The organism is Pseudomyxococcus flavus (assembly GCF_050038885.1).
GTDB lineage: Bacteria > Myxococcota > Myxococcia > Myxococcales > Myxococcaceae > Myxococcus > Myxococcus flavus.
The window spans coordinates 9,319,329-9,345,114 of record NZ_CP143624.1; the positions used below are offsets into that span (position 1 = coordinate 9,319,329).

Annotated in this window: 18 protein-coding genes; 5 read left to right on the top strand and 13 right to left on the bottom strand. The window is 70.4% G+C overall.

Translation table 11 applies throughout. From position 1 onward, the window contains the following. Window positions 1-2 precede the first annotated feature (2 nt). Together VZL07_RS38445 and VZL07_RS38450 are read left to right on the top strand one after the other, a co-directional pair. Window positions 3-1,190: a hypothetical protein gene (locus VZL07_RS38445; RefSeq protein WP_426752953.1), complete on the top strand. Its 1,188-nt coding sequence runs from the start codon at window positions 3-5 to the stop codon at window positions 1,188-1,190. Window positions 1,191-1,202: 12 nt separating this feature from the next. Beyond that, window positions 1,203-3,626 carry a helicase HerA domain-containing protein gene (locus VZL07_RS38450; RefSeq protein ID WP_426752954.1) on the top strand — a complete coding sequence of 808 codons (2,424 nt, stop codon included), beginning with the start codon at window positions 1,203-1,205 and terminating at the stop codon, window positions 3,624-3,626. 142 nt (window positions 3,627-3,768) lie between these two features. Here VZL07_RS38450 and VZL07_RS38455 read toward each other — a convergent pair whose 3' ends face one another. Then, window positions 3,769-3,912, bottom strand: a complete 144-nt coding sequence (locus VZL07_RS38455) for a hypothetical protein (RefSeq protein ID WP_426752955.1) — start codon at window positions 3,910-3,912, stop codon at window positions 3,769-3,771. Between the two features lie 176 nt (window positions 3,913-4,088). On the opposite strand from VZL07_RS38455, the gene VZL07_RS38460 reads away from it, so the two are divergent. Then, window positions 4,089-5,078, top strand: coding sequence for an endonuclease/exonuclease/phosphatase family protein (locus tag VZL07_RS38460; protein ID WP_426752956.1), 990 nt, complete (start codon window positions 4,089-4,091; stop codon window positions 5,076-5,078). A 42-nt stretch (window positions 5,079-5,120) separates the two neighbouring features. Here the strand turns inward: VZL07_RS38460 and VZL07_RS38465 are convergent, their stop codons facing one another. The 4 genes from VZL07_RS38465 to VZL07_RS38480 form a co-directional block, all read right to left on the bottom strand. Beyond that, window positions 5,121-5,654 carry a YceI family protein gene (locus VZL07_RS38465; protein WP_426752957.1) on the bottom strand — a complete coding sequence of 178 codons (534 nt, stop codon included), beginning with the start codon at window positions 5,652-5,654 and terminating at the stop codon, window positions 5,121-5,123. Window positions 5,655-5,889: 235 nt separating this feature from the next. Continuing rightward, window positions 5,890-10,131: an AAA family ATPase gene (locus VZL07_RS38470; RefSeq protein WP_426752958.1), complete on the bottom strand. Its 4,242-nt coding sequence runs from the start codon at window positions 10,129-10,131 to the stop codon at window positions 5,890-5,892. A 35-nt stretch (window positions 10,132-10,166) separates the two neighbouring features. Further along, window positions 10,167-10,412: a hypothetical protein gene (locus VZL07_RS38475; RefSeq protein WP_426752960.1), complete on the bottom strand. Its 246-nt coding sequence runs from the start codon at window positions 10,410-10,412 to the stop codon at window positions 10,167-10,169. 127 nt (window positions 10,413-10,539) lie between these two features. Further along, entirely contained in the window at window positions 10,540-11,091 is a 552-nt protein-coding gene (locus VZL07_RS38480) for a molybdenum cofactor carrier protein (protein ID WP_426752961.1), read from the bottom strand. A 209-nt stretch (window positions 11,092-11,300) separates the two neighbouring features. Here VZL07_RS38480 and VZL07_RS38485 point away from each other — a divergent pair, with 209 nt between their 5' ends. Both VZL07_RS38485 and VZL07_RS38490 read left to right on the top strand, forming a co-directional pair. Beyond that, the gene (locus tag VZL07_RS38485) at window positions 11,301-11,609 is read left to right on the top strand and encodes a hypothetical protein (protein ID WP_426752962.1); all 309 of its coding nucleotides are present in this window, start codon (window positions 11,301-11,303) and stop codon (window positions 11,607-11,609) included. 202 nt (window positions 11,610-11,811) lie between these two features. Further along, a complete protein-coding gene (locus VZL07_RS38490) occupies window positions 11,812-13,650 on the top strand; it encodes a tetratricopeptide repeat protein (RefSeq protein WP_426752963.1) in 1,839 nt (612 codons plus the stop codon). Here VZL07_RS38490 and VZL07_RS38495 read toward each other — a convergent pair. The 8 genes from VZL07_RS38495 to VZL07_RS38530 form a co-directional block, all read right to left on the bottom strand. Further along, window positions 13,616-14,728, bottom strand: coding sequence for an NAD(P)/FAD-dependent oxidoreductase (locus tag VZL07_RS38495; protein ID WP_426752964.1), 1,113 nt, complete (start codon window positions 14,726-14,728; stop codon window positions 13,616-13,618). The genes VZL07_RS38490 and VZL07_RS38495 overlap by 35 nt on opposite strands. A 1-nt stretch (window position 14,729) precedes the next feature. Then, window positions 14,730-15,110: a hypothetical protein gene (locus tag VZL07_RS38500; RefSeq protein WP_426752965.1), complete on the bottom strand. Its 381-nt coding sequence runs from the start codon at window positions 15,108-15,110 to the stop codon at window positions 14,730-14,732. A 12-nt stretch (window positions 15,111-15,122) separates the two neighbouring features. Further along, a complete protein-coding gene (locus tag VZL07_RS38505; protein WP_426752966.1) occupies window positions 15,123-15,524 on the bottom strand; it encodes a hypothetical protein in 402 nt (133 codons plus the stop codon). A 203-nt stretch (window positions 15,525-15,727) separates the two neighbouring features. Beyond that, the gene (locus tag VZL07_RS38510) at window positions 15,728-16,186 is read right to left on the bottom strand and encodes a hypothetical protein (protein WP_426752967.1); all 459 of its coding nucleotides are present in this window, start codon (window positions 16,184-16,186) and stop codon (window positions 15,728-15,730) included. Between the two features lie 96 nt (window positions 16,187-16,282). Then, window positions 16,283-18,586, bottom strand: coding sequence for a lantibiotic dehydratase (locus tag VZL07_RS38515; RefSeq protein ID WP_426752968.1), 2,304 nt, complete (start codon window positions 18,584-18,586; stop codon window positions 16,283-16,285). Next, on the bottom strand, window positions 18,583-20,253 hold the full coding sequence (locus tag VZL07_RS38520) for a hypothetical protein (protein ID WP_426752969.1): 1,671 nt from the start codon (window positions 20,251-20,253) through the stop codon (window positions 18,583-18,585). Before VZL07_RS38520 ends, VZL07_RS38515 begins: the two co-directional genes overlap by 4 nt. Further along, a complete protein-coding gene (locus VZL07_RS38525; RefSeq protein WP_426752970.1) occupies window positions 20,250-22,583 on the bottom strand; it encodes a lantibiotic dehydratase in 2,334 nt (777 codons plus the stop codon). The genes VZL07_RS38520 and VZL07_RS38525 overlap by 4 nt, the downstream gene beginning before the upstream one ends. A 52-nt stretch (window positions 22,584-22,635) precedes the next feature. Beyond that, window positions 22,636-25,779: a protein kinase domain-containing protein gene (locus tag VZL07_RS38530; protein ID WP_426752971.1), complete on the bottom strand. Its 3,144-nt coding sequence runs from the start codon at window positions 25,777-25,779 to the stop codon at window positions 22,636-22,638. Window positions 25,780-25,786 lie beyond the last annotated feature (7 nt).

A 25,786-nucleotide genomic window follows, 5' to 3' on the forward strand; every position in this document is an offset into this window, starting at 1 on the left:
GTATGGCGGGAGGTTACGATGACCATGAGGGTGCTGACCTCTTTGGTGACGACGACTTCTTCGATGCATTTGGCGAAGACCTGCTGAGCACCCTCGACCTCGATACGTGGTCACAGGGGCTCGATCTCGCGAGCGTCATGGCGCGCTTTCGAAAGGAGATCGCCAATGCCGTGGACAAGGAGAGCGTCGTCAGGACGATCATCCGGCAGCAGGTGCTCCCCAAGATCTCGGCCAACTCAGGTGGCGGAGCCGAGGAGGCCGGAGTCTACAAGGCCACGCCTGAAGAACTGGCAACGGTTCATCAGAGCCTGTTGTTCTCCGGCAAGGTGGAGGCAGTCAACGGCATCTCCACGAGTCATGAGAGCCTGCCGCTAGGCATCACGCAAATCGGCATCGCGGCCGTCAGCTACGGAGGGACCACCGGCACGTTCTCCCAGCGGCTTTTCCGCAAGGAGATGTCGGACCAGAGCGCGGATCCAGTGCGGGATGCAATCGCGTGTATCAACCTCCGGATGGAGCGTTCCGCCAGCCCGCGCAAGGAATCGCTCTCCAAGCTGGCCCGTCGTGGCATCAGGACCTATGCGGAACGAGCCGTGCTGGTAGACAAGTCCGAAGCTGAATGGCGAATCGGACACGGCAACCCCTGTGCCCACGAACTGATTACGGGTTCAGGCTACATGAGTCTTCTTCGAGCATCACTCGCCGTACTCCGTCGCCTCATCCAACAGCACAAGAAGTTCGTCTTCGTCCCGAGCGCACTGGAAGAGCGAGGCATCCTGACCATCGGCCATGCACTCCAAGCGGGCGAGTACATCATCTTCGAAACGCTGGAGCGCTTCGGGAAACGCGTCGTCGAGCATTGGAAGTACGGTGACAGGAGCCATCGCCTCGCGGCCAATTTCGTACGGGAGTGCTGCCCAGACGTGATTTCGGGCGTATTCCGTGCCTCGGATCGCACACCTCCCCGCTCGTTCTATGCCCACCGCGAGCATGTCCACCTCGCCGCACGCATTGCGATGGCGGACAGCATTCTCCGGCCCGAGCGAGGCTTCCCCATGCTCCTCGACGTCGCGGAAGCATCTTGCCGCAGTGCCTTTGGCGAGGACGGATTCATGGGGCTGGTTCACGACGCCTATGCGCAGGCAGGCGCGAACCTCCAGTTCTTCAACGAGCACACCAAACGCCATTAGGTCAGGAGCGTCATGAGCATCACTGACGACGGCAGGGGCCATCGCTCGCCAGGGGCAGGAGCACTCCGGGGGCAACCTTCTTCACAGGGCCACGCTCCTACAAGGCCCCCTCACGCGGCGGAGGACCCAGGGAACTGGGGTGAACCTCCCCCTGGATATCGTGGAACGGGTCCAGGCCAGCCAAAGGCACCTGCTGGGGCAAATGGGCGGCCAGCAGCACCCGCCCGCTCCGGAAGCGCCAATCCTCATTCCACCCTGCCCGCTCCGGCGCAAACCGGTGAGGTCCGAGCGTCCCCGCCGCTGGGTGGGCCCAATACCTCCGCCCCCCCGCGTCATGCCGCCACGGTGAACATGACAGCGGGTAGGCCACCGCCAGCGGCCTCGGACCCACGTCCCGTCAACGGCAATGGGCATCCACCGGCGGGAAAGAACGGCCAGTACAGGCCCGTCCCTGTTTCAGCCGCGCCCATGATGAACGGCAAGGGGCATGGCCCCACGGGACCTCATGCTCCACGCAATGGGGTCGTGCAGCCGACACCAACATCCGCCCTGAACGAGCTGGACGCCCTGAGGCAGCAGGCGAAGTCCGGCCCCCAAGCGGACCCCGAATTGGAAGCTGCGGTGGGTTTCACGCACTTCGACGTGTCATCGAGCCAGGACAACCTCATCACGGTGCTGCTCACGCGCGACGACCTGCACCTGCTCGCGTCGCAGACACTGGTCCGGGTGAAGTCGAAGGAAGACCAGCGCGCCTACCTGGGCGTCGTCGTGCGTGGCCCCTTCGCCGAACCCAATGCCGTGCCCGCCAACTCCACCATGGCCATTGGTGTCGTCACGCATGGAAAGAAGCTGGCGTACACGTTCGACTACCACGGACGCGCGGAGATCGAGATTGTCGGAGAGGAAGTCGATGGCGCGCTGAAGCCGCCGCGCTTCCGGCCCCGTCCCCAGAGCCCTGTCTTCCTGCTCGATGACGAAGAGAGCGCACGCGTGCTGGGCACGGGAGGCGACCTCTGCCTGGGGCTCGTCGTCGGCTACGAGCAGATGGAGGCCCGGCTCAATCCCCGGGACAAGTCCATCCTTCCGCGCCACACCGGCATCATCGGAACGACGGGCGGCGGCAAGTCCACCACGGTGGCCACCCTCATCCACCGCGCACAGCAGCAGGGCATCGCCACCATCGTCTTCGACGTGGAGGGAGAATACACGCACGTGGACAAGCCCACGGACCAGGCCGCCATGCTCGAGGCGCTCCGACGCCGGGGCCAGAAGGCAGAAGGCGTCAGGGACCTTCACATCCACCATCTCATCGGCCGCGCCAGCCTCAATCCGCGCCACCGGAGCAAACACGCCTTCTCTCTCAAGTTCTCCAGCCTGTCGCCCTACGCGCTCGCCGAGATTCTCGACATGTCGGACGCGCAGCAGGAGCGATTCCTCAAGGCCTACGACGTCACCAAGCTCTTGCTGGAAGACTTCAACATCTACCCGCAGACCGAGCAGGAACGCCGCCAGGTCCTCGACGTGGACGAGCTGTCGACGGGCTATCCGCGCATGACGATCGACCACGTGCTCGATGTCGTCAGCGCGTACATCTACAGCCTCAGCGACGAGGGCAAGTCGGAGACGCGTGGCAAGTCGCGGGCAGTGCCCCGTAAGCAGGCCTCGCTGCTGGAGGACCCCGAAGAGCAGGAGGCCGATACGGACGCCACCGCCAAGGCGCCGTCGCGGGGCCTCGTGCTGCGCACCGAGTTCCGGAACAACTTCAGCCGGGTGATGGCCCGGGTCATGGCGCAGAGCAGCCGTAATGAAATCAGCTGGAAGGCCCTGGCCAGCAAGCTGCACCGGCTCCGGCGCCTGGGCATCTTCGACGTCGGAAACGCGGCGGGCGTGGACTATGACTCCATGCTCACGCCGGGCCGCGTCTCCGTCATCGACCTGTCGGACACGGACTCACCACAGCTCAACAACCTGGTCATCGCGGACATCCTCCGCGGTCTCCAGGAAGAGCAGGAAGCCCGCTACCAGCGGGCCAACGCACAGGACGCGGCCATCACCCCGGTGCTCATCATCATCGAAGAGGCCCACGAGTTCCTGTCCGCCAACCGCATCTCCCAGATGCCGGTGCTCTTCGAGCAGGTGGCGAAGATTGCCAAGCGGGGCCGCAAGCGGTGGATGGGGCTCGTCTTCGTCACCCAGCTTCCGCAGCACCTGCCCAACGAGGTGCTGGGCCTCATCAACAACTTCGTCATCCACAAAATCGCGGATAGCTCCGTCATCTCCCGCATGCAGAAGACGGCGGGCAGCATCGACGAGAGTCTGTGGAACCGGGTGTCGCGACTCGCCCCGGGCCAGGCGCTGGTGTCGTTCAGCAACTTCACCCGGCCGCTGATGGTCGCGGTGGACCCCGCACCGGTGAAACGGCTGCTGGTGGAATGACGCGTGCCCCGCCCTTCATCCCCCCTGCCCCTCGGGGGCGGGGGGACCGGGCGTATGAGACGCCTGCTCAGCGGGCCCGGGGGCGAACGGCGTCCCGGGCGTCTGCCAGGAACGGACGCGTCCGCTCCCTGGGGCCAACGGCCTACTTCTTCTCGTCGGAAGACTCCGACTTTCGCAGGCCCTCCTTCTTCCGGTAGCCCCAGGTGGAGCTCCACATGCCGGGCCCGGTGAAGAGCACCGTGATGAGCGTCATCACCGCGGCACCAATGAGAATCTCGATGAACATTCCGCGCACTCCCCTCCGCACACAAGCCGTGCGGTAGGCCAGGAACCCACCGCACGCCATGTCATGCCGTAACGAACCTCCAGAAGCAATGCGCGTCAGGCCATGAGCCCTTCCGCGAACACCGTGCTCGCCTGCCCGGCTGCGCGGACGCCGCGTTGGGGTAGTCTGCCGGCCGCATGCCTCCCGCCTCTCCTCCCGCGCCGTGGCGTTTCACCCGCGTCCGTGCTCTCGCGCTGCTGGGTGCCTTCCTGTCGCTGTCCGGCTGCGACGGGCGCGGGACGCCGCCAGAGGATGATGCCCCGTGCGTGGGCTCGGACTGCGGCGAGCCCAAGCCTCCCGATACGGCGGTCGAAGGCAGCGTGCGCATCGCGGCCTTCAACGTGCAGCGCTTCTTCGACACGGTGTGCGACTCCGGAGCCTGTGGCGGCAACAACTACGAGGCCCTCCCCACGCCCTCCGAGTTCGGCATGCAGGCCGACCGGCTCGCGTCCGCCATCTCGCGGCTGAATGCGGACGTGGTGCTGCTCGCGGAGGTGGAGACGCAGGCCTCGCTCGATGCGCTCACGTCCCGCCTCCCGCGCTTCGCCTATTCAGAGCTGGGCGAGACCGGAGCTCCCGCCTCGGTGGACGTGGCCGTCATCTCCGTCCACCCCATCACCCAGGTCCGAGGCCATCGCGACCGTGTGCTCCAGCGGCCGAACGGGACGCAGACGTACTTCTCCCGCGAGCTGCTGGAGGTCCACGTGGAGGTGAGCGGCAAGGAGGTCATCGTCTTCGCCGCGCACTTCCGCTCCAAGTCCAACGATGACCCTGGCCGCCGTTTCGCCGAAGCCGAGGCGACGCGTGAAATCGTCACGGCCGCGGCGCAGGCAGCCCCGGATGCCCTGGTGGTCCTGGGAGGAGACCTCAACGACGTGCCGGGCTCGGAGCCGATTGTGGCGCTGGAGCGCGGTGGCACGCTGCTGCGCGTCGCCAGCGACCGGCCGGACGACGAGACGTGGACCTACACGTTCTACGGTGAGCGTCAGGCCATCGACCACCTGTACCTGGCGCGGGGCGGCGGCACGTATGTGCCTGGCTCATTCCGCACCGCCAAGGACCCACGGGGCGGCTATGGCGGTTCCGACCACGCCGCCGTCTACGCGGACTTCATGCCCGCGCCCTGAGCGCGGAGCCCCACGCCGGGGCTCCGGCATCGGCAGCGGGGTTCAGGCCGCGGGGATGGCCTGGATATCCAGCTCGATGTCGATCTTCTCGCTGACGAGCCACCCGCCGTTGTCGAGCGTCTTGTTCCAGCGGATGCCGTAATCGGTGCGGTTGATGGTGGTGCGCGCCGAGTAGATGAGCCGCGTGTTGCCCCACGGGTCCTTCGATGTGGCGGTGTGCCGCGCCTCGAAGGCGACAGGCTGGGTGACGTTGCGGATGGTGAGGTCCCCCAGGAGCCGGAAGCTGGCGCCCCCCGTGGGTTCGACCTTGGTGCTCCGGAAGATGAGCTTGGGCGCGGCCTCGGCGTCGAGGAAGTCCGGGGAGCGCAGGTGCGCGTCCCGGTCCGGCGAGCCGGTGTAGATGCTCCCTGTTTCCACGGTCATGTCGACTTCGCCCTGCACGGGCTGCTCGGGATTGACTCGGAGCGTTCCAGAGAAGCGTTCGAAGCGGCCGTGGACGCGCGCCACCACCATGTGACGGGCAACGAAAAGGACGGAGGAATGGGAGGCGTCGATGTTCCAGGTGCTGACGGACATGAGAGGTCGCTCGGCGGAGAAGATGCGGGGGGGTCGAAGCGATGCGAGCTCGTGGATGGGGCAAGCAGGCCCTGAATAGATAATGACCCACTCACTGAAATTCCATGCACACGGCGTGACGAGGCCGAATGCACGGTGAGTGGCGTTCGAGGCCTGACAGTCTGGAACTCACGACGTCCGCTCCGGACACGAGGGTTGAGCATGAGATTCGCGGTTCGCGCCGCTGTCATGCTGCTCAAGCCGTGAAACCGGCGGAGCCGGAATCCAGGCGTTCCACGCGTCGCAGCTCCGCCTGGGCCCCAATGGCGGCGAAGATGTCCCTCGCGCGGGCCAGGAGTGCCGTGCGCCGATGCGGAAGCGCCGCCGCCGCGTCCAGGTAGGCCACCCCGGTCTCCCAGCGATTGGGCGTGGCCTCGAGCACGGCGAGCGCGCGGTCGAACAGCGGCTCCGCGGCCTTCGCCCCCCGCTTCAACGCCTTCGCGCGCGCCATCACCCGCATCGCCGGACCGCGCAGATACGGATAGAGCACCCCCAGGGCCCGCGCCTTGAGCGCGCAGCGGCGATAGAGGGCCCAGAGCTGCTCGCGCGGCACGGAGACGGCGCCCTGCTCCAGCGCGAACAGCGCCCCCTCCGCCGCGTCCACCAGGCCCACCTGAAGGAAGGGCACCAGCACGTGGTAGCGCCGCAGCGCCTCGTCGGCGCGCACCGCCAACCGCGCAGCCTCCTCCACCTGGTGCTCGCGCACCGCCACGTTGACCAGGTGGTTCAGGCTGGCGCACTGGTTGGCCAGGTCCTGCACCTCGATGCTGATGCGCAGGCCCTCCTCCAGCTCCGCGCAGAGCTCCCCCACGTCCCCATCGCCCCGCAGGTAGCGGCACAGGGGCACCCAGGCGTGGGACCACCCCTGATGCCTCCGTGCGTTCAGCTCGACGCCCACGCGCCCCATCTCCCGGTACGCGCGCTCTGCGTCCTCGAAGCGCGAGAGCAGGAACTGGCTGGTGGCCAGCATCATCAGCCCCGTCTGCACCTCCCACATGTCCCCGACCTGCCGCAGCAGCGGCACCGCCTGCTCTGCGTACACCATGGCCTTGGCCGGCGCGTTGGTGAAGATGGACTGGGCGGCCAGCCGGCTCAGGGCCACGCCCTCCGCGGCGGCGTCCCGTGAGCGGCGGGCATACGCCAGCGCGAGCTGGCACCAGTACCCGGAGCGCCCCACCAGGCCCGCGCCGAACAGCAGCGAGCCGTAGGAGCTGGTCGCCAGGCTCAGGCCATACTCGCTGCGCGAGCGCTCCGCGAGCATCCTGGCCACCAGCGTGGCCCAGGTGAGCTTCCCGAGGTCCGCGAAGTAGTAGATCTTGATGAGCGCGATGAGCGTGGACAACCGCATCTGGTACAGCGGCAGCCGGGCGCCCAGCGGGCGTGACTGCCAGGGGAACAGGCCGTAGAGCAGGTGCTGCCCCATGGCCAGCGCCGAGCGCACCGCCAGCGCCGGCAGGCCCCGCGGCATCCCGTGCCCCATGAGCTCCAGCGCCGTCTCCAGCTCCTGGATGGCGCGCTTGGACTCGCCCTTCTCCTGGTGGGCGCGGCCCAGCCCCAGGTGAATCTCCGCGCGGCGCGACACCTGCTCCTCGTCCGCCAGGCACTGCTCGAACATGTGGATGGCGCCCGCGTAGTGGCCCGCGTTGAGCAGCGTCTCCGCCAGCTCCTGCATCACCGCGCGCGTCTTGTGCAGCACCTCCTCGGGGTCCAGCGCCACCGTGCCCCCGAGAATCTCCATGGCGCGGTTGTAGTGGTGGATGGCGTCGTCGTTGGCGTACTGCTCGCGCGCGCTTCGCGCCGCCATCAGCGTGTACTCCAGGCCCTTCACCTCGTCGTTCCCGGCGAGCGAGTGATAGGCCAGGATGCCCGCGGACTTGACGGGGTTGTCGCCGGCGCGCGCCTCGATGAAGCGCGCCATCCGCCGGTGCAGGTCCTCGCGCGCGGACACGAGCAGCGTGGTGTACGCCACGTCACGGATGACGATGTGCTTGAAGATGCAGGTGAAGGGCTCCTCCATCTCCAGGAGGATGAGCCCCAGCCGGGTCAGCGTGTCGAGGGCCTCGCGGATGCGCTCGTGCGACACCGAGCCGGGCGCCAGCGCCGCCACGGCCTCCAGCGTGAAGATGCGCCCCACCACGGAGGCCACCCGCACCACCAGCTTCTCCGTCTCGGTGAGCAGGTCGATGCGCGCCAGCACCACGTCCTGGATGGAGTCCGGCAACTCCAGCCCCTGGAGTCCGCGCTTGAGCTCCATCCGTCCCGCGCCGGGCGCCACCGGCCCCAGGTAGCCCTTCTCCACCAGCCCCTGGACGATGGACTCGATGAAGAACGGGTTGCCTTGCACCTTGGCCAGGAGCAGCTCCTCCAGGGCCGTGTCTGGCGTTTCCATGCGCAGATGCAGCCGCAGCAGCGCCCGCGCCTCTTCGTCGTCCAGGCTGGACAGGTCCAGCCGGTGCAGCCCCGGCAGCCCCTTGAGGCTCTTGAGATGCTCGCCCGGCCGCATCGTCACCAGCAGCGCCAGCCGCAGCGGAGCCAGCCGCGCGGCGACGTACGCGATGAGGTCCACGGAGATCTTGTCCGCCCAGTGCAGGTCCTCGAAGAACAGCAGCACCGGCGTCTGTCGCGACCGCTTCTCCAGGAGCTGGAAGATGACCTCGAAGACGCGCTGATTCTTGCGCCGGGCATCCAGGTCGCGCGTGAGCGGGGACTCCTCCACGGGCAGGCCGAGGATTCCAGCGAGCACCGGCACCCACTCCGGGCCGGTGTCCTCCAGGCCCGTGAAGCCCTGACGCAGGCGCGACACCTGCGTCTCCACGTCGTCGCCTTCGTGAAGGTCGAAGAGCTGAACGAGCACCTCCTTCCACGGGAAGAAGGGGGTGAACATCTCGTACGAGTAGCAGACGCCGTACAGGATGCGCGCGCCCCGCGCCTCCGCGAGCTCCACCACCTTCGTGCCCAGGCGCGACTTGCCGATGCCCGCCTCGCCCGACACCACACAGGCGCGCCCCTTGCCCTCCAGCGACGCCTCCACCGCCTGCCGCAGCGTCTCCAGCTCGCGCTCGCGGCCGACGATGTCCCCCCTTCCTCGCAGGAAGAGCCTCCGGCGCACCTCCGCGGTGAGCCGGTAGACGGGGACGGCGCGAGAGACGCCCTTGAGCCGCGCATCCTCCACGAACTCGGTGGCGAAGCCGCCCTGGTGCAGCTTGCGCTCCGTCTGGGCGTCGATGTGGATGCCGCTGCCCTGCCCGTGCGTCATCAGGCGGGCAGCCATGTTCACCACCTCGCCCAGCGCGGAGTAGCCCTTGCGCCGGGGCGCGCCCATGTCCCCGCAGTAGGCCGGCCCGGTGGCGATTCCAATCTGCAGCGCGTTGACGAAGGGGAAGAACTCGCGCTCCCGCATGAGCTTGCACGCCAGCCGGCACGCCAGCACCTCCTTGCTCTGCAAGGCGGTGGGCGCGCCGAAGAGGACGTAGAGGACGTTCCCCTTGTCCGTGAAGTCCGTCATCAGCAGCACGCCGCCATGGTGCGCGCTCTCCCGCTGGACGTACTCGTAGAAGGCGTTCAGCTCGCGGGTGAAGTCCTCCGTGCTCCGCGAGGCGCCATCGGTGTCGAAGCGAAGGAAGAAGCAGGTGACGTCGCGGAAGTCACCGCTGAACTCCTGGTGCGCCGTCGTAATCTTGGTGAAGAGCACCGGGTGCAATAGCAGGGAGCACCGGGTCACCATGTCCGGCCCCGAGGGCAGCACGAAGATGGGCGCTGGCGGCGCGTGAAGCGGCGCGGACGGGTCCAGGTGCCAGGCGCCATCGCGATCCCCCCCCTGGCGGGAGGCCTCCGGCAGCGCGGCCCAGGCTTCCGGGCTGAGCCACACCTCGCCCCCGGCGGCGCGCTTCTCCGCCGCCACCGCCTGCGCCAGTGGCGGGCCGATGAGCGCGGGGTGCATCCACAGCCCCGTGGCGCCCAGCACCACGCGATGGGCCTCTCCAAAGCCAATGCCGATGCGCGACGACACGCTGAAGCGCTGGCCCAGCAGCTCCAGCCGGGAGAAGTGCGCCAGCCGCGCCTGGACATCCAGCGCACAGCGCGCCGCTCGCTGCACCGCGCCGCTGGCCCCCGTCTCCGCCTCTTCCTCGAAGCACGCGAGGATGGAGTCACCGGCGAACTGGTAGATGTCCGCGCCGTGGTCCTTCACGACGTCGACCATCTCCGTGTAGTAGCTCGTCAGCAGGCGCTGGAGCGCATCGATGCCCCGGGGCCCCGCGCCGCTCAGGCTGACGACGATGGGCGTGAAACCCGCGATGTCGAGCAGCAGGATGGCGCCACGCACCGCCTCCACGAGAGGCAGGGCATGCGCCTCCGTGTGCGCCAGGCGCCTAAGCACCGCGCCCGGAATGTAGGGCGCCAGCGTCGAGAGGATGGGGTCGAGGTCCACCGGAGGCATGGGGGAGGCTCAGGACAGGGCGTTGAAGCGAATCCTCAAGGAGAGGAGAGGACGCCTACCACCGCATCGAAGCCCACCGCCACCGTCTCCGCCACCGGCCGCGCCTTCTTCAAGGCGCCCCAGACGTGGCCCCCCACCTTCCCGCACGCGCCCAGCTGACGACGTCGACCATGGCGGGCCCTCGGACGGAGCGCGGCGCGCGTCGACGCAAGGGGGATGGCCAGCGCCACCGCCGCGCATGAGGGCAGCCAGGACGACGTGCCGCTGCCACGCCGCGACAAGACGGCACGGTCCGCGCAACGCAGCGTGGGGGGGCCAGCCGGGTGAAGTGCCTCCGCCATGACGCGCCAGGTCGGCAGCGTCCGCGGACCGCCGCGCGAGGAAGCCAGCCCGAGCGACACGTCGCCGCTACGGCGCGGTCACGCGGAGCGGCTCACGAACCGCCGCGCGGAGGAACTCGGCGACGCGCTCCAGCGAGTCCGTCCGCTCCAGCTCCGCCGGGAAGCGGCGGAAGGAGTCGGTGGGCCCGTAGAGGATGACGGGCTTGCCGTAGCGCAGGGCCAGCGCGGCCTCGGCCACGGTGCCCGCGCCTCCGGGCAGCGACACCAGCGCGTGCGGTGTGAGGACGTTGATGTGATTGCGGCTGAGCGGATCCGTGCCCTGCTCGCCGCTGAGCGGCAGGTGCGTGTAGATGGCCAGCTCCACGTTGGGGTTGGGATAGCCCGAGCGCGGCTTGTACTCCCCACCCTCCACTGTGCCGGGAACGATGCCAATGGAGATGCCGTGCCGGCCCTCCACCTGGACGAAGGCATCCGCCGCGGTCCGCATCACCCCACTGCCCGCGCCCGTGAGCAGGTCGAACCCCGCCTCGGCAATCCACCGCACCAGCGGGACGACCCGCTCCGCGTGGTCCTCCTTGCCAGAACCGAAGACGCCGATGATTCGCCGTTGCCTGCGCATGGGCTTCGCTCCTTCCCCCGGTAAGACGGGCCCCTCCACCAGCTTGCTCCAACCCCGCGCGCGCGTCTTGTCACCACGGTTCATTGCCCCACATTCCCCGCTCGGGACGTTCACGGATGGAAGCCTTCGCCACCGGAGCGTGACGGACTGGACGCTTGGCCTGTCAGACCCCTGCTCTACCTTCACTCGCATGCGCCTGGAGGTCGTCCATGTTCGACTGTTGTGGAGGATGTGAGCGCCGCGGGAGCGCCGGTGAGGTCTTCGACTGGTGCGCCAACTGCGAGCTGTCGCTGTGCCCCCGCTGCATGGAGCGCGGCTGCTGCGACAGCGAGCCGGCCGTGTCGGGGCACTCGGCGCCGCGGTGCCTCCCGGAGCCCCCGGAGGACGACGAAGCCGAGGCGCTGCCGGAGCACTTCGGTGGCCGGTGCTGCACCCAGGCGCGCGCCGTGGCCTGCTCCTGCGCCTTCCACTGGGTCTGCGCCCATCACGGCGATCAGCACATCGGCACGCACGACTGAGGTCCTCCGGAGCTGTCACACGCCGGCGTCCGCTGGGAACGGATCGCCCGGTGCCGCGCCCGGACACGTCGAAAACCTGACTTCGTGAAACGGAAGTTTCCGGGCCGAGGGTAATTGCTCAGTTCCTAAGAGGATGTGAGGATGTGCGTGAGACACGTTTTCGTGTCTCACCCTGGCCTTGCGTCCCTCCGAGGAGCCCCCCGTGAGTCCCCCCTTCGCGCGTCCCCGCGAGCTGGCTGTCACCGTGGAGGCATCGCTTCCCACCACCCTTCCCGCGCATGCCCTCGAGGTGGACGTGGGGGTGGCGCTGCCTGTCGCGTTCGGTGGATTGCGGAAGGTGCTCCGCGCCTGTGAGGACGCCGCCCCCGAGGCCGTGCGCGCCCTGTCTCTCGCGCATCCGTCCGAGTGGAACCGGCTCTTTCCCGGCGCCATCGACGGGGTGCCGGACCTGAGTGACCTGGCGCTAACGCCCTCCGAGCGGCGGCTCCACCGCGAGTCCGAGCAGATGTTCTGGGTCCTCAACGTGGCCGCGAAGGCCATCGTGGAGACGCTGCGCGCCAGCGGCCGCCCGCTGGTCCTCCACGGCGCCGGCGAGTGCGACCTGGTGAGCCTGCGCGCGGTGATGCGGGCCGCGGAGTGGAGCCGGCTGGAGGGACTGGACGGCACCCTGCTGCTGACCGGGTGGAACGTGCGCCGCCCTCACGGCGCGGTGGCGTTCGAGGCCCGGCGGCAGGCCTACCTGGACGCGCTCTGCGACCGGCTGCGCGCCCCGCGCGTGCCCACGCCGGGCCCCGTGTCCTCCCGGGCGCTGGAAGCCCCCGTGGACCTGGAGGGGCGCTACCTCCAGCTCGCCGTGGACCCGGCACAGGCGCCCGAGACGCGCGTGGCCGCGGCCATCCTCGCCATCCGGAGCTGCTTCTTCACCACGAACTACGAGGGCGCGATGCTGGCCGCCGAGCAGGGGCTGGCGGCGCTGGCGGAGGGCCAGGACGCGGCGCTGCCCGCGCGCGTGCTCCAGGCCTGGGACTCGCTGGACACGGGCTTCACCACCCCCGCCATCGAGATTGACCGCGCCAGCCTGGGAGACGCCGAGGAGCTGCGAGCCCTGTTCGCCCGCAGCATGGGCGTGGTCCACGTCTACACGGGCGCCCACGACGAGGCGATGGAGGCCTTCGGCCGGGGCCTGGCGTGCCGGATTCCGCCCGAGCTGGTGGCGCGGCTCCACATGTTCCGCGCCCTCACGCTGACGAAGCGCTTCGGGCAGCTCCCCAACGCACGGACCGAGGTGGAAGCCGGGCTCGCCGCCCTGGAGCGCAGCACCGCGGCTGACCGCGCGCTGCAGGAGGGCTGGCTCCGCAACGTCTGCGCGCTCACGTGGTTCCTGGAACGCAAGCTGGACAAGGCGCTGGTGGAGGAGAAGCTGGCCATGCGCTGCGTGGGCGACCTGCACGACGCCAGCGCCACGCACCTCAAAATCAACCTCATCTCCAACGCCAGCTATCTCCAGGAGACGGCGCGGCAGTACGGCGACGCCATCTCCACGTGGCGCCGGTTCGAGAAGATCAGCGAGAGCTGGGGCGTGAACTTCGCCAAGCACCACCGCTACCGGCTGGCGGGGCTGGAGCTGGCCGCGGGCGAGCGAGACGCCGCCGTGGCCCACTTCACCGAGGCCTTCGCGAACGCCGACGCGCTGGGGGACTCGTTCCACCGGCAGGTGATTGCCGCGGAGCTGGGTCGGTTGTTCCTGGACGAGCAGCAGCCCGCGTCCGCCATCGACTGGTTCGCCCGCGCCGAGGAACACGCCCGTGCGATTGGAGACCCGCTGAAGACGGCGGAGAGCCTGGCGGGGCAGGCCCTGGCCGCCGGGCGCTCGGACTGGACGCAGGCACTGCGCTGCGCCGAGGCGGGCACCACCTGGCCCCAGCAGACCGCGGCGCTGAGGGAGGCCCTGGCGCGGGGCGACGCGAAGGCCATCCACGGCGCGCTCCCCCGCGCCCGGACCAAGCTCAACCGCCCGTTCGACTCGGTGAACCTGTACTGACACGCGAGGGGGCAAAGGGCTCGGCGGCGGCGCTGTGGCCTCGCGCGACGAGCTCCGCGAGCAGCGCGCCCGTATGGGCACCGGTGAGGATGCCCTGGCCCCCCAGGCCCGTGGCGATGAACGTGCGCTGCATGTCCGGGTGGCGGCCGATGTACGGGCGACCATCCGGCGTGGCCGCGCGCAGCCCCGCCCAGGCCCGGACGAAGCGCGAGTCGCGCAGGCGCGGCGCCAGCTTCGCCACGGTGGCGCTGAGGTGGAGCAGCCCCGCGGGCGTCACCTGCTCCACGAAGCCCGCGTCCTCCTCCGTGGCCCCGACGACGATTTCGCCCGAGCGCCATGGCGCCAGGTACGTGGGCCCGGAGACCACGCGCGTGAGCCGAAGGCCCGGCTGGTGCACCACCAGCATCTGCCCGCGCACGGGCTTCAGCGGCAGCGTGGGCATCCCCGCCACGGTCGACGACCACGGCCCGGCGCATACCAGCAGTTGGTCCGCCCGGAGCGTCTCCGCTTCCGTCTGGACCTCGACGCCGGTGGAGGTCTCCGTCACGCCGCGCGCGGCCACGCCCCGCCGCACGCTCACGCCGACGCGCGCCGCGTCCTTCAGCAACGCGTCGACATATCCATCCGTGTCCACGAGGTGGCCTTGCCCCGTCTCGAAGGCGCCGAAGAGCGGCGTGCCCTCCAGCGCGGGCTCGATCGTCACGAGGCTGGCGGCGTCCCGCCACGTCCCGAGTCCCTCCGCGTCACCCTCCGCCTTCGCGGCCAGCGCGTCGCGGGCCTTCGCGTCGGGGACGATGCGGAGGATGCCGTTGCCACGCCGGAGCCGGTCTCCTTCCGGCAACGTGGCCAGGTCCTCCGCCAGCGTGGCACGGCCAGCCCGGGCGAACGCGAGCATCACCGGGTCATCGAACAGCCGCACCGAGGGAATGGCGACACCGGCGGCGGCTCGCGAGCCCCGGCCTCCGGGGTCCGCGGCGTCGAGCACGGTGACCTTCGCGCCCAAAGCAGAGAGCCGGCGCGCGGCCGACAGGCCAACGACACCGGCTCCGAGAATCAGGATGTCAGCCCCAGGCAACATGTCACGCGAGCCGGACGGCGACGATGTGGTAGCCGCTGTCCGCGTGGGTGAACCCAAGACGCTCGGCGCGCTTCACCACCGCGTCGAGCTGCGTGTAGCCCATCAACAACGTGAAGCCGAGCTTCTTGGCTTCCGCCATGATGGCCTTCACGACCAGGTCCAGGGCCTCGCTCCGCTCTTCCTTCGACAGCCCCGGCGCCGCCACCAGGTTCTCGATCATGGCGATGCAGCTGTCGGTCCGGTAGAGGAAGCCCACCGCCTTCCCAGGGATGATGAAGCCAGTCTGAGGGAGCGTCTCCGGCGGCATCGAGTCGTCGCGGACCTTCAGCCACGACTCGAACTGCGCGTAATGAACCGCCGGATCGTAGGGGATGGGCGTCATCCCACGAGCCTACTACGACAGCAGGTACTGGGACATGCGCTGCGCGGAGAGCTCGGCCGCGTTGTTCATGCCGAGCTGGCTCAGGCCCGTCTTCGCGGTGTTCTTCATCAGGTCGCCAATCACGTCGGTGACCTTGCTCTGGCCGGTGGCCAGGTTGAGCGCGCCGCTCAGCAGGCTGTTACCGCCAGCGCCGTCCATCAGGAAGTTGCCAGCGAACTTGCCCAGGGTGTTCTTGAAGGCGCCACCTCCCGGAATCAGGTCCGTCGCCGCGCCGAGCAGGGACTGCAGCGGGTTCTTGCCCTGCATCAGGTTGGTGGCAAAGCCGACGGCCGCACCCAGGAGCGGGTTCACCATCGACACGAACGGCTTGATGACGTTCAGGGCCTTGCTGACGAGGTTCTTGAGGCCACCCATGACGTATCCCCTTTCAAGCATGGCCGCAGCGCGGCCAGCGAATGTGTCTGATGTGGGAATTGTCGGGGAGGCGTGGCTTTTGTTTCCCTGCTACCCGAAAAAACCGGATGTCGGCGAAGCGCCCTTACAAATCAAGCGCTTAGGCCTCCTCGGGTCGCTGGGGAAATCCTGCGGGAAATTCCCCAGCAGCGGGACCGGGAGGATCAGGCCTTGCCCGGCGGGGGCTTCGAGCCGCGCAGGGACGAGCCGTCGGGGGCGGTGCCGGTGCGGCTCTCCGGCGCGCCGCGCTGGACGGCATCCGACGCGAGCGCCTCCTTGTAGCGGGCGTCGGCGTCGCGATCATTGAAGCCGTCCCGCTGGTGCGCGCGGCTGATGACGACGCGGCCGTCCACGATGGCCTCCAGGTGGTCCTGGATTTCCGCGACGGTGGGCGCGTTGGGGTCCTTGGCCTTCAGCTCCTCGTCCGGGACGATTTGAATCTGGGGTGGCTTCTCCGGGTTGAGGGCATAGTCGAGAATCTTCTCGACGTACTCCTCCACGGGCAGCTTGAGCAGGCGGGCCTGCTCCTTCACGTCCGCGTTGGCCAGCAGCTCCGCGCGGACCTCCTCCACCGGCCGCCGAAGCTTCTTGGCGGGGGGCGTGACGACGTTTTCACCGGACATGGACTGTCTCCTCAAAAAGGCCCGGAGTCCTGGCAACGCGGGAAGCGCCGCCAGACGGGGGAACGGGCCATTCTGGTCGCGGATGCGCCCCGGATGTCAAAGGGCGTCCGCCGTCTTGTCGCTCCAGCGGGTGAACTGCATTCGCAGCTCGCAGGTGTAGCGGCCCCGCTCGTCCCGCAGCCAGAGCTGCTCGGGTGCCGGGTACATCTCCTCGACGGACAGCCGCTCCGCATCTCTCGCCAGGTGAGACAGCAGGTCCACGGCGAAGGGGCTCGCGGTGTCGATGAGGTACGGCTTGCGCTCCTTCGAGCTGCGCATGAACACGAAACGCGGCCACCCGCCCGCGCGACGCTCCCGCTGGACGGTGAGGAAGAGCTCGAAGCCCGCGGGCCTCGCCAGTCGCTGCGCTGGCAGGTTCCACCGCTCGCGCTGGTACACGGCGCCGCCCACGCTCAGCCGGGGCAGGTGCTCTCCCTGGGTGCGCAGCGGCGCGTGCAGCACCTGGGGATGCGCCAGCGCCGCGAACGGGGGATAGGACGAGAAGTCGTCCAGCGGCAGGTACAGGTTCAACCGCGTCCCCTGCCCGTCCACCAGCACGGGCCCCTCGGGCGTCGGCAGCACCTTCACGTCACCGGGCGTGAGCGCCCCCTCCTCCACGTCCAGCACGTCCGACACGGCGTACACCAGCCGCCGCCCCGGGTAGACGTAGAAGCCCTTGTTGCGCCTGCGAATGGCCAGGCCCACCAGCCCCCGCGCGGAGGCGTCCTGCTCCAGCCAGCGTGAAGCCACGGCCGCGTAACGGGCGCGCTCGGGATGGAACGCGCTCAGCCAGCTCCACAGCAGCAGGTGGTGGTGGACGCGGGCCAGCATCACCTCGAAGCCACCGTCCGGCTTCGCGGCCAGGCACACGTCCGGCAGCGCGTAGCGCCCTCCGGGTGAGGACGTCCCCAGGAAATCCACCGGCACCGCGCGCGAGCGCGCGTCGTCCGGCTCCAGCATCACCGGGGGCACGGGCGAGAAGCGGCTCCCCGTCACGCTGTCCGGCCGCAGCCGGACGGCGTAGTCCAGCAGGTCCATGGAACCGGACTCGGGGCCCAGTGCGTCGCGCACCTGCTCGCGGAAGCCACGCTGCACCTTCTCGCCATAGGCAGCCGACAGCTCGAGGGCCCCGGTCAGCGCCGCCTCCAGCTCCGCTGTGAAACGCGCTCCGAAGCGCAGCCGGAAGGGAGAGCTGGCCTCCTCGTAGAGGATGAGCCGGTCCGCGTACACCTGTCCGTCGCCCCGGCGCGCCGGCTTGCCCGTGGCCTCGGTGAAGGCGGCCTCCAGCCGGAGCAGCAGCTCGCGGCGCCGGGGCAGGTCCGCGGCTTCGAAGTCCGCCTTGAGGCGGGCCAGCGCATCCAGCCGTTCCAGCCAGCGCGTGCGCGCCTCCAGCTCGGGGAGCGCGGCCACGGCGTCGCGCACGCTCTCGAAGGTGGCGAAGTCATTCGGACGGAACGGGAGCCCCCACAACAGCAGCGCCGTCTTCACCAGGGGAAGCGCCAGTCGCTCCACGTCCTCCACGGGGACGCCCAGCACCCGGGCCGCCTCCGAGGGCACGGCGTGCTCGCGCAGCACGGCCAGCAAGCGCTCCGCCTGTGGCGACAGGGCGACGTCCAGGTTCAACGGCGCACAGGTCGCGCGGCCCGGCGTCAGGGTGAACAGCGGGTTGAGGCGCAAGGGCAGGTGCGGGCGCAGCGTGCGCTCCCGCCCCACCGCGCGCGCCAGCTCCGTCACCGCCCAGAAGGAGAAGAACGTGCGGCGACGCGTATCGCCGCTGGGCACCGTGCGCACGTCATAGCCGTCATCCGGGGTGCGCTCGCCATAGGCGATGGGACCGAAGAAGCTGGTCGTCTCGTTCTTCGCGCAGAAGCGCTGGAGGTACGTGTAGACCTGCCGCTCCACCCTGCGCGCATCGGAGGTGTCCGGCCGCTCGCCGCCTCGGAGGTAGCGGACCCAGACGTTGTCGAACATTGCCGGGCTGGAGAGAAACACGGCCTCTTGAATCGCGGGGTCGGCGGCACGCTCGCGCAGGCGCCGACGCAGGGCCTTGCGCTCCTCGGCGTAACGGGCCTGGACGGACGCGCGGCGCTCCCGATAACGGGCCAGGGCGTCCTGGCACGTCGCGCTCAGGCGGGCATCCAGCCGGGGCTCCCGCCCCTGTGACAGGGCTTCGCGGATGGACTGCGCGCCTGGCTCACCGCCTTCGGCATGCACCGCGGCCACGAGCGCGTCCTCGGCCTCGAGCAACCGGGCGACGTCGTCCTGCACGGCCTCGGACACCCCGAGCGACTCCAGCCAGTCGAAGGGAAAGCCCGCGTGCCGCAATACGAACACCTCGCCCAACGTCCAGGGCTCGCTCATCCGTTCACCCTCATCAGCACCGCTCTGGCCACCAGTGTGTCCACCAGCTTCTCCCGCTGCGCTTCGGGTACGGCCCCCAGCACGCTGGCCACCTCCCGCGGACGCGTGAGACGGGACAGCGCCGGTGCCAGGCGCGCATCCATCGCGAGCACGCCCCCCGTGCGCAGGTTGGTCGCGTACCACGACGGACGTGGCGCGCCGTCCAGGCTGGCCGGCAGTTGAACCAGCGCGCAGTCGGCGTCGAGCACGATGGCACGCGGGCGCGCGTCCGCATTCCACGTCGGCGTGCCATCCGGAAGGCAGGCCGCGGCCACCCGGCCCGGGCTCAGAGGAGCGCGCGCCAGCAGGCGGTTCGCGAGCCCGGTGAGCACCTGCGGCAGCCGGCTCTCGGGAATGGCGCGGGCGTGCTCGAACGGCAGACTGCGGGCGAGGTCGCGGTCCTCCGGCGGCGCGCCGAGCCGCACGTCCCGCCAGAGAAACGGACGCTCCGCGCCCGCGGGCGCCCGGGTCCAGTGGAACGGACGGACACCCGCGACGTGGTCGAACCAGGGCTCCCTGTCGAGCGCGTCGAACGTCGCATCGAGCGCGGCCTCGTCGACACCGGGAGCGCCGAGCCACCACTCCGCGACGACACGGACACCGGCGTCCCGGAGCCGGCGCGTGCCTTGCGCCAGCGACGCATGAGCCACCCGTCCGCCCAAGGGGTCCAGCCAGGACGCGTCGCTGAAGGCACAGAAGCCCACGATGGCCACCTCGCAGCCACTGTCCACGAGCGCGTCCGGATGCAGGAGCGACTCGAGCGACACGTGCCCCGCCCACCGGTCGCCTCCGGTGAAGCCCCTGACCGCCTCCGGAACAAACGTGCCGGGCGCACCGTGGACGGGGTCAGCGGGCCCCCTGCCGCCGCGGTCTCCCCGCGGCAATCCGCCGGACGCACCGTCGTGGGAGTCCGCGGGCAACCCGCGGTCCCGCCCTCCCCGCTGGAGCTGCAGGCCCTCGGGAATCCAGACGAGCCGGGAGGGCTCATGGGACCTCACGTCCGTCGTCACACGCCAGCGCAGCGGCGCCGCGTCGACGAACACAGCCCGCTGGAAGACAGGCAGGCGCGCCAGCACCTCCCGATGCTGAGCGGCGAACGGGCCCGCGACCTCGAGCGGCACCTGCGCTGGGCATGCCCGCGCGAGCCAGGCCGCGGCAGGCAGCTGCAAGTCCCTTTCGAGCCAGAGGCGCACGTGCTCCGCTCCCGCGAGCTGCTCGACGGCCCGAGTCAGGTCGTCCGCGTAGGCCGCGGGCAGGTCCATGGCGCGCAGGACATCCACGCTCCGCTCGGTGGTGCCACCGTCCAGCGCCACGTCATCCAGCCGGAGGTGGACGCCACAGGGCGGTCCAGAGATGGCCGTCAGCACGGCGCCCTGCGCGCGCAGCGCCGTGTGCCTGCTGGAGCCCTCGCGGGCCCACAGTGACTGCGCCGAACGCAGCAGCAACAGCTCTCGCATGGACTGCGCCGTGGCGGGCGAATCCTCACGCTTCTTGGCGGCAGCCTCCACTTCATCCGCGGCGAAGACACGGCGGTAGAAGTCCCGCGCCACATCGACACAGTGCCACCCGTCGGGTGCCTCCGGGACGAGCGTCACGTCGCGATGCGGCGGCAGGACGAGGCACTTCATGGCCGCGCTTCCTCCGTGGGTTCGACGGGCTCCGCGCCCCACATCAGCGTGCAGCGCAGCTCCACCGTGTGGCGGCCCATCGGGCCTCGCAGCCAGAGCTGGTCTGGCGATGGGAGCATCTCCGACAGGACGACCTCCTCCTTCTGCTCCAGGAGGTTGAGGAAGACGCGCAGCAGCGGCGGGCTGCGCACGTCGACCAGCACCGGCTTGCGCTCGTCCTTGAACTTCGCGAAGACGCAGTCGGGCAGACCGCGTGCGCGCCATACGTCCACGGCCGCGCGCAGCCTCGCCGCGTCGTCCCGGCACGCCAGCAGTCGCTCCCGCTCCTCGGGGGCCAGCCGCCATTGCTCGCGCTGCACCACCACGCCGCCCAGGGTCAGCCGGGGCGTGTGGGCCCCCAGCGACACGCGCAGGGGCCGGATGCGTGGCAGGGAGAACGCCGTGTGGACCAGGCTCTCCAACTCGCCGTTGTAGAGGCACACCTCGGAGCCGAGCCGCTTCGACACCAGCCGCGCCTGGGTTCCGTCGCTCTCCACGAAGAGGTCGTCCAGCGGCAGCCGCCAGGCGGAGGCGCGGGCACTGACGCCCCCCAGCTCCACCACCGGCCCGGGGAACTCCGACGGCAGCAACCCCGTGCGCCGCGACGCCAGCACCGTCACCAGGGGCACGGGACGGCGCAAGGCCCCGAGCGCCCGCACCATGGCGCTCTCCACCCGGCCGCGCGCTTCATGGAACTGGAGCGCCCAGCCCCAGACCAGCGCCGTGTCGTGCACGTCCCCCATCACCAGCTCGTACTCGCCCCGGCTCCAGGCCTCCACGTCCCGGGCGCCCACGAGCAGGTCCACGGAGGTGACGAGCGGCAGCGCCTTGCCGTCTCCCGCCAGGGCGGGCGGCGGCACATGGCCCAGGTCCGCGCGGCGTGCGGAAGCATCCTCCAGGGCGCCCGCGAGCTCCTCCGCCACCGACGTGTCGAGCGGCACCGGGCGCTCCGCGTACGCGGCCGCCACCTTCCAGAAGGGCACCGTCCGCGCGCCCACCAGCCCCGCCACGGTGGCGCGTGCCGCCTCCCGCGTCCGCCGCGCCGCCGCCCCCATCCACGCCAGCGCGGGCTCCAGGCGTGTCACGAGCTCACGCGCGCGCTCGCCGCTCACGTCCAGCCGCAGGTCACCGCCGCACTCCTCACGAAGCGCGAGCCGGTCCTGGTAGAAGTTGTGCGACTCCGTCGCGGCCCCTCGCTCCACCGGAGGCACCACGCCCCACTGCGCCTTCGCGCGCTGGGCGAAGGCGGCCTGGAGCGTCATCTTCCCCGCCGCGTCCGCCGCGCCATACCCGCTCATCAACGTCAGCAGCGCGCTCAGCCCCTCGACATGGCGCCGGGCCGCGCGGCACGGCAGACCGGCGACCCGCTCGGCCAGGTCGTCCACCGGATGGTGCGTGGCCGCGGGCACTTCCAGTTGGTGCGTGAGCAAGCCCTTCTCGCAGCCCATCCGCGCCGCCTCGCGCGCCAGTCCCGGCGCCACCCCCAGCGACGAGGCCAGGCCCGCGAGCGTCCGCGTTCCGTCCACGGTCTCCACGAGCCGGGGGAGCAGCGCCTCCGCGCTCTCCGGCGCGGGCAGCGCCTTGCGCGAAGGCACTTCCGCGAAGGCCTTGCGGCGCAGCACCAGCCACGGGGCGACCTCGGGGTCGAAGGCGATGGCGCGGACCAGTCCCTGCACGAGCCACGACGCGGCGAAGGTGTTCCGTCCCGTCAGCACCTCCGGCCCGGACCAGCGAAGTGTCACGCCCGTGGGCGCGGCCGCATCCGCCCGGCCGTAGTTGATGGGACCGAAGAAGCCCATCGTCTCGTTCTTCGCACACAGGCGTTGCAGGTAGCTGGCCACCTGCCTGCGCAGCCGTGCTCCGTCACGCCCCTCCAGCAGGTCTCTCGCCACGGGCGGACTGGAGCTGGCCACCGCCTCCAGGAAGCGGGGCTCCTCGCGCAGGGCCCGGAGCGCGGCCTCGATGGCCTGGGATTCCTGCGCCATCGCCGCATCGAAGGCGGCCTCCGCGTCCTGGGCGGCCCGGGCCCGGGCGTTCCATTCCGCGAACACCTCGGGCGCGTCGAGCCCGTCGGTCTCCACCGGCCGGCCGGCCTTCAGCGCGGCCAGCACGGCGCGCGGGGGGCGCTTCACACGAGGGCCCTGGGCGCGCAGGGCCTCGAGTGCCCGTCGCTCCGTCGTCAGCCGCCGCGCGGCCTCAGCGGAGCGTGGGCAGCCCAGCCGCTCCAGCCAGTCGAAGGGAAAGCCGGTGGTGCGAACCACGAGGTGGGGGAAGAGGGTCCAGCCCGTCATGTGTTTCGCACCCTTCGTCCGGGACGTGGCCTCGCGCCCGGAAGCGAGCCGCTCAGTTTCGCGGCTGCGACTTCACTTCGATCTGCTGCCCGGGCACCGCCATCACCCACAGCTTGCTGACGCCGCTGGGACAGCGCACCAGGACCTCCAGCTCCCGGCCCGCCTCGATGCGCGCCTTCAACAGCGGCGTGCCACCCGGCATCAGTGCGCCACCCACGTGGACCTCGCAGCCCGGCGCGGCACCCGTCACGCTGAGCAGGCCCGTGGTGCCCGGCTCGGGCGAGGCGTCCGCCAGCGTGCGCACGTCGATGCCGGAGCGCTGCTGCGTCGTCCCGAAGCGCCGCAGCTTTCCATCCACCGCCGTGGAGATGAGCAGCGACCCGCCCGACGGGTCATGCACGTCCGTCCCCGGCTCGTAGCGCAGGCCACCGACGTAGACGTGCTCGTCCGGCCCCACGTTGACGAAGCTGGAGCCCGGGTCGCGCGCAATCACCACCGCGGCCACGGCCAGCACCAGCGCGCCGCCACCCGCGATGCCTACCCACTTCCAGGGGAACTTCTTTGCCTGACCGCCAGGACCTGCCTCGGCGGAACGCGCCACGGGGGCCGGCACCGGCCGCGCCTGGGGAACCTCCTGCGCGCGCGAACCGCTCGCGGGCGCGCCCTGGCTCATGGCCGGAAGCGGTCCCGACGCGCGAGGAGCCGTGGGCTGCGGCTGCGGCGCACGCGGCGTCGGCGCCACGGGCCGAGGCGGTGGCTCCGCGCGCGGCGGCGGCGGCGGCGCGCCGAAGTTCAGCGGCACCACCTCGGTCCGCTCGCCATCCTCCGTCACGGAGATGCCCGGGAACGAATCGTCGGCGGGAGGCGGCGCCGGAGGCCGCGGGGGCGGGCTCACGGCCCCAACGGGGCGCTGCGGGGGCGCCGCGGGCACGGGCGGCCCGGGCCTGGGAATCCCACCGCTGCCTCCCGTCGCGGGCCGGCCGCCCACCACGGACACGCTGCCGCGGCTCGGCGTGCGGCCATCGGTGGGCGCGGCCATCTCGCCGCTGCCGATATTGCCGCTCCCCGTGCCCGAGGACACGGGCCTGGGGTGGCTCCCGGTGCCCCCGACGGAGGACGGAGCGAACTCCACCAGCCGGTCTCCCAGCGTGTCCTTGAAGAACTGCGCCACCGCCGCGGGCGACGAGTTGAGCCGGTGGTGCGCCATCACCGCCTCGATTTCCTCGCGCAGCGCCGCGGCGGACGGCGTGCGGCGCGCCGGGTCCTTCACCAGCGCGCGGAGGATGAGGTCGGAGACGTCCTGCGGGATGTGGGGCTTGAGCTGCGACGGCACCGGCGCCGGGTCCCGGACGATGGCCTGCAGCGTCGCCGCGTCATGGTCCCTGCGGAACGGGAGCTGGCCGGTGAGCAACTCGAAGAGCACCACGCCCAGCGCGAACACGTCGTTGCGCGCGTCCAGCGTGCGGCCAGAGGCCGCCTCCGGGGAGATGTACGAGATCTTCCCCTTCAGCACGCCGGCCTGCGTGTGCTCCTCGCCCGCCACCTTGGCGATACCGAAGTCGCTCAGCTTGATGGCGCCATCCAGCGAGATGAGCACGTTGTGCGGGCTGACGTCCCGGTGCACCACCGGGTGCGGCGTGCCCGCCGGGTCCACGTAGGAGTGGGCGTAGTGCAGGCCCGCGGCCACCTCCGCGACGATGCGCAGCGCGTGCTCCAGCGGGAGCGCCAGGCCCTTGCGGCGCAGCTCGATGACCAGCTTCTTCAGGTCCGGTCCGCGCACGTACTCCATGAGGATGTACGCGACGCCGTCGGACACGCCCACGTCGAAGGTCTGCACGACGTTGGGGTGCGTCAGCCGCGCGTTGGCGCGGGCCTCCGCGAAGAGCATGTCGACGAACTCGGGGTTCTCCGCGAACTGCGGGAGAATCTTCTTCATCACCACGAACTTCTCGAAGCCCTTCACGCCCACCTGCCGGGCGAGGAAGACCTCCGCCATGCCGCCCTGCCCCAGCCGCCGGATGATGTTCAGCTTGGTGTTGCCCAGCGAGTTGGAGATGTCGGTGGACGCGCCCTGGCGAGCCGCCGGGTCGATGTTCGTGGCGCCGAAGAGGTACTGACTGAGGGCGCGCGTCTCCAGCGTCTCCATGTCCTCCAGCGGCCGGTCGGTCAGCTGCAACCGCGCCAGCAGCCCCTGGAGCTGGGGCATGTGCGGAACACGGGCGCTGCCCGCGCAGATGGGGCACGCGACCTCCACGCCGGACGCCTGCGCCCGCAGCTGCGCCAGGTAGTCCGCCGCCTGGAGGCGCTGGTGGCTCACCTGCCCGCAGTTGCGGCAGTCACACGGCAGCCACAGCGTGGCCAGCCGCACCGGCAGCACCTTCGCCGAGCGCGCCAGCACCGCCAGCGCGGGGGGCGGCACCCGGCACAGCACCACGTGCGCGCCCTGCGCGGCCGTCTCCAGCACCTGCTCCAGCTTGGGCAGGGCCTCGGGCTCCACCTTGCTGACGTGGCTGAAGTCGAAGCCGACGCGGCCCTCCAGGCCGGACGCCAGCCGGCGCACGTTGAGGTCGCCCTTCAACGCGCTGGCCAGGGTGATGTACGTGATGTCGTCCTGGACGATTTTCAGGTGCTGCGACAGCTCCGGCTGCACCGCCGGCATGCTGGCGCGCAGGTAGCGCATGACGACCGGGTCCACCTGGCCGAACTGCTGCCGCCGCGCGTAGTCGAAGAACTCGCCCGGCAGGTCCGCGAACTCCAGCGGCCCGGAGCAGACCGGGCAGGTGTGCTCCGGCGCACGGTCCTCGGAGATGACCTGCGCCTCGTCCAGCAGGTTCACCAGCCGCAGCCGGTCCTCGTTGCAGGCGCGGCAGGTGTAGGGCGCGAGCACGGAGAGGACGCGGGCGACGCCAGCGAAGCCCTCCACCATGTTGAGCTGGTCCACGATGACGGGCGGCGCGTGGACCACGTAGAGCCCCAGCGCCCCGGGCGGCAGCTTGGCGGCGAACTCAATCCACCGCCGCACCCCGAACGAGCTGATGCGCTCCACCTGCCCCAGGTCCACCACCAGCAGCCCGTTCAACTCCGGGCTGTTGGAGGTCAGCGGGAACGTTTCGTCGATGACGCCGGAGATCCGGACGTGGGTAATCGTCCCCACCCGGAGCCGGCTGATGATGGCGTTGGAAACCTGGCTATCCACCGGCCCT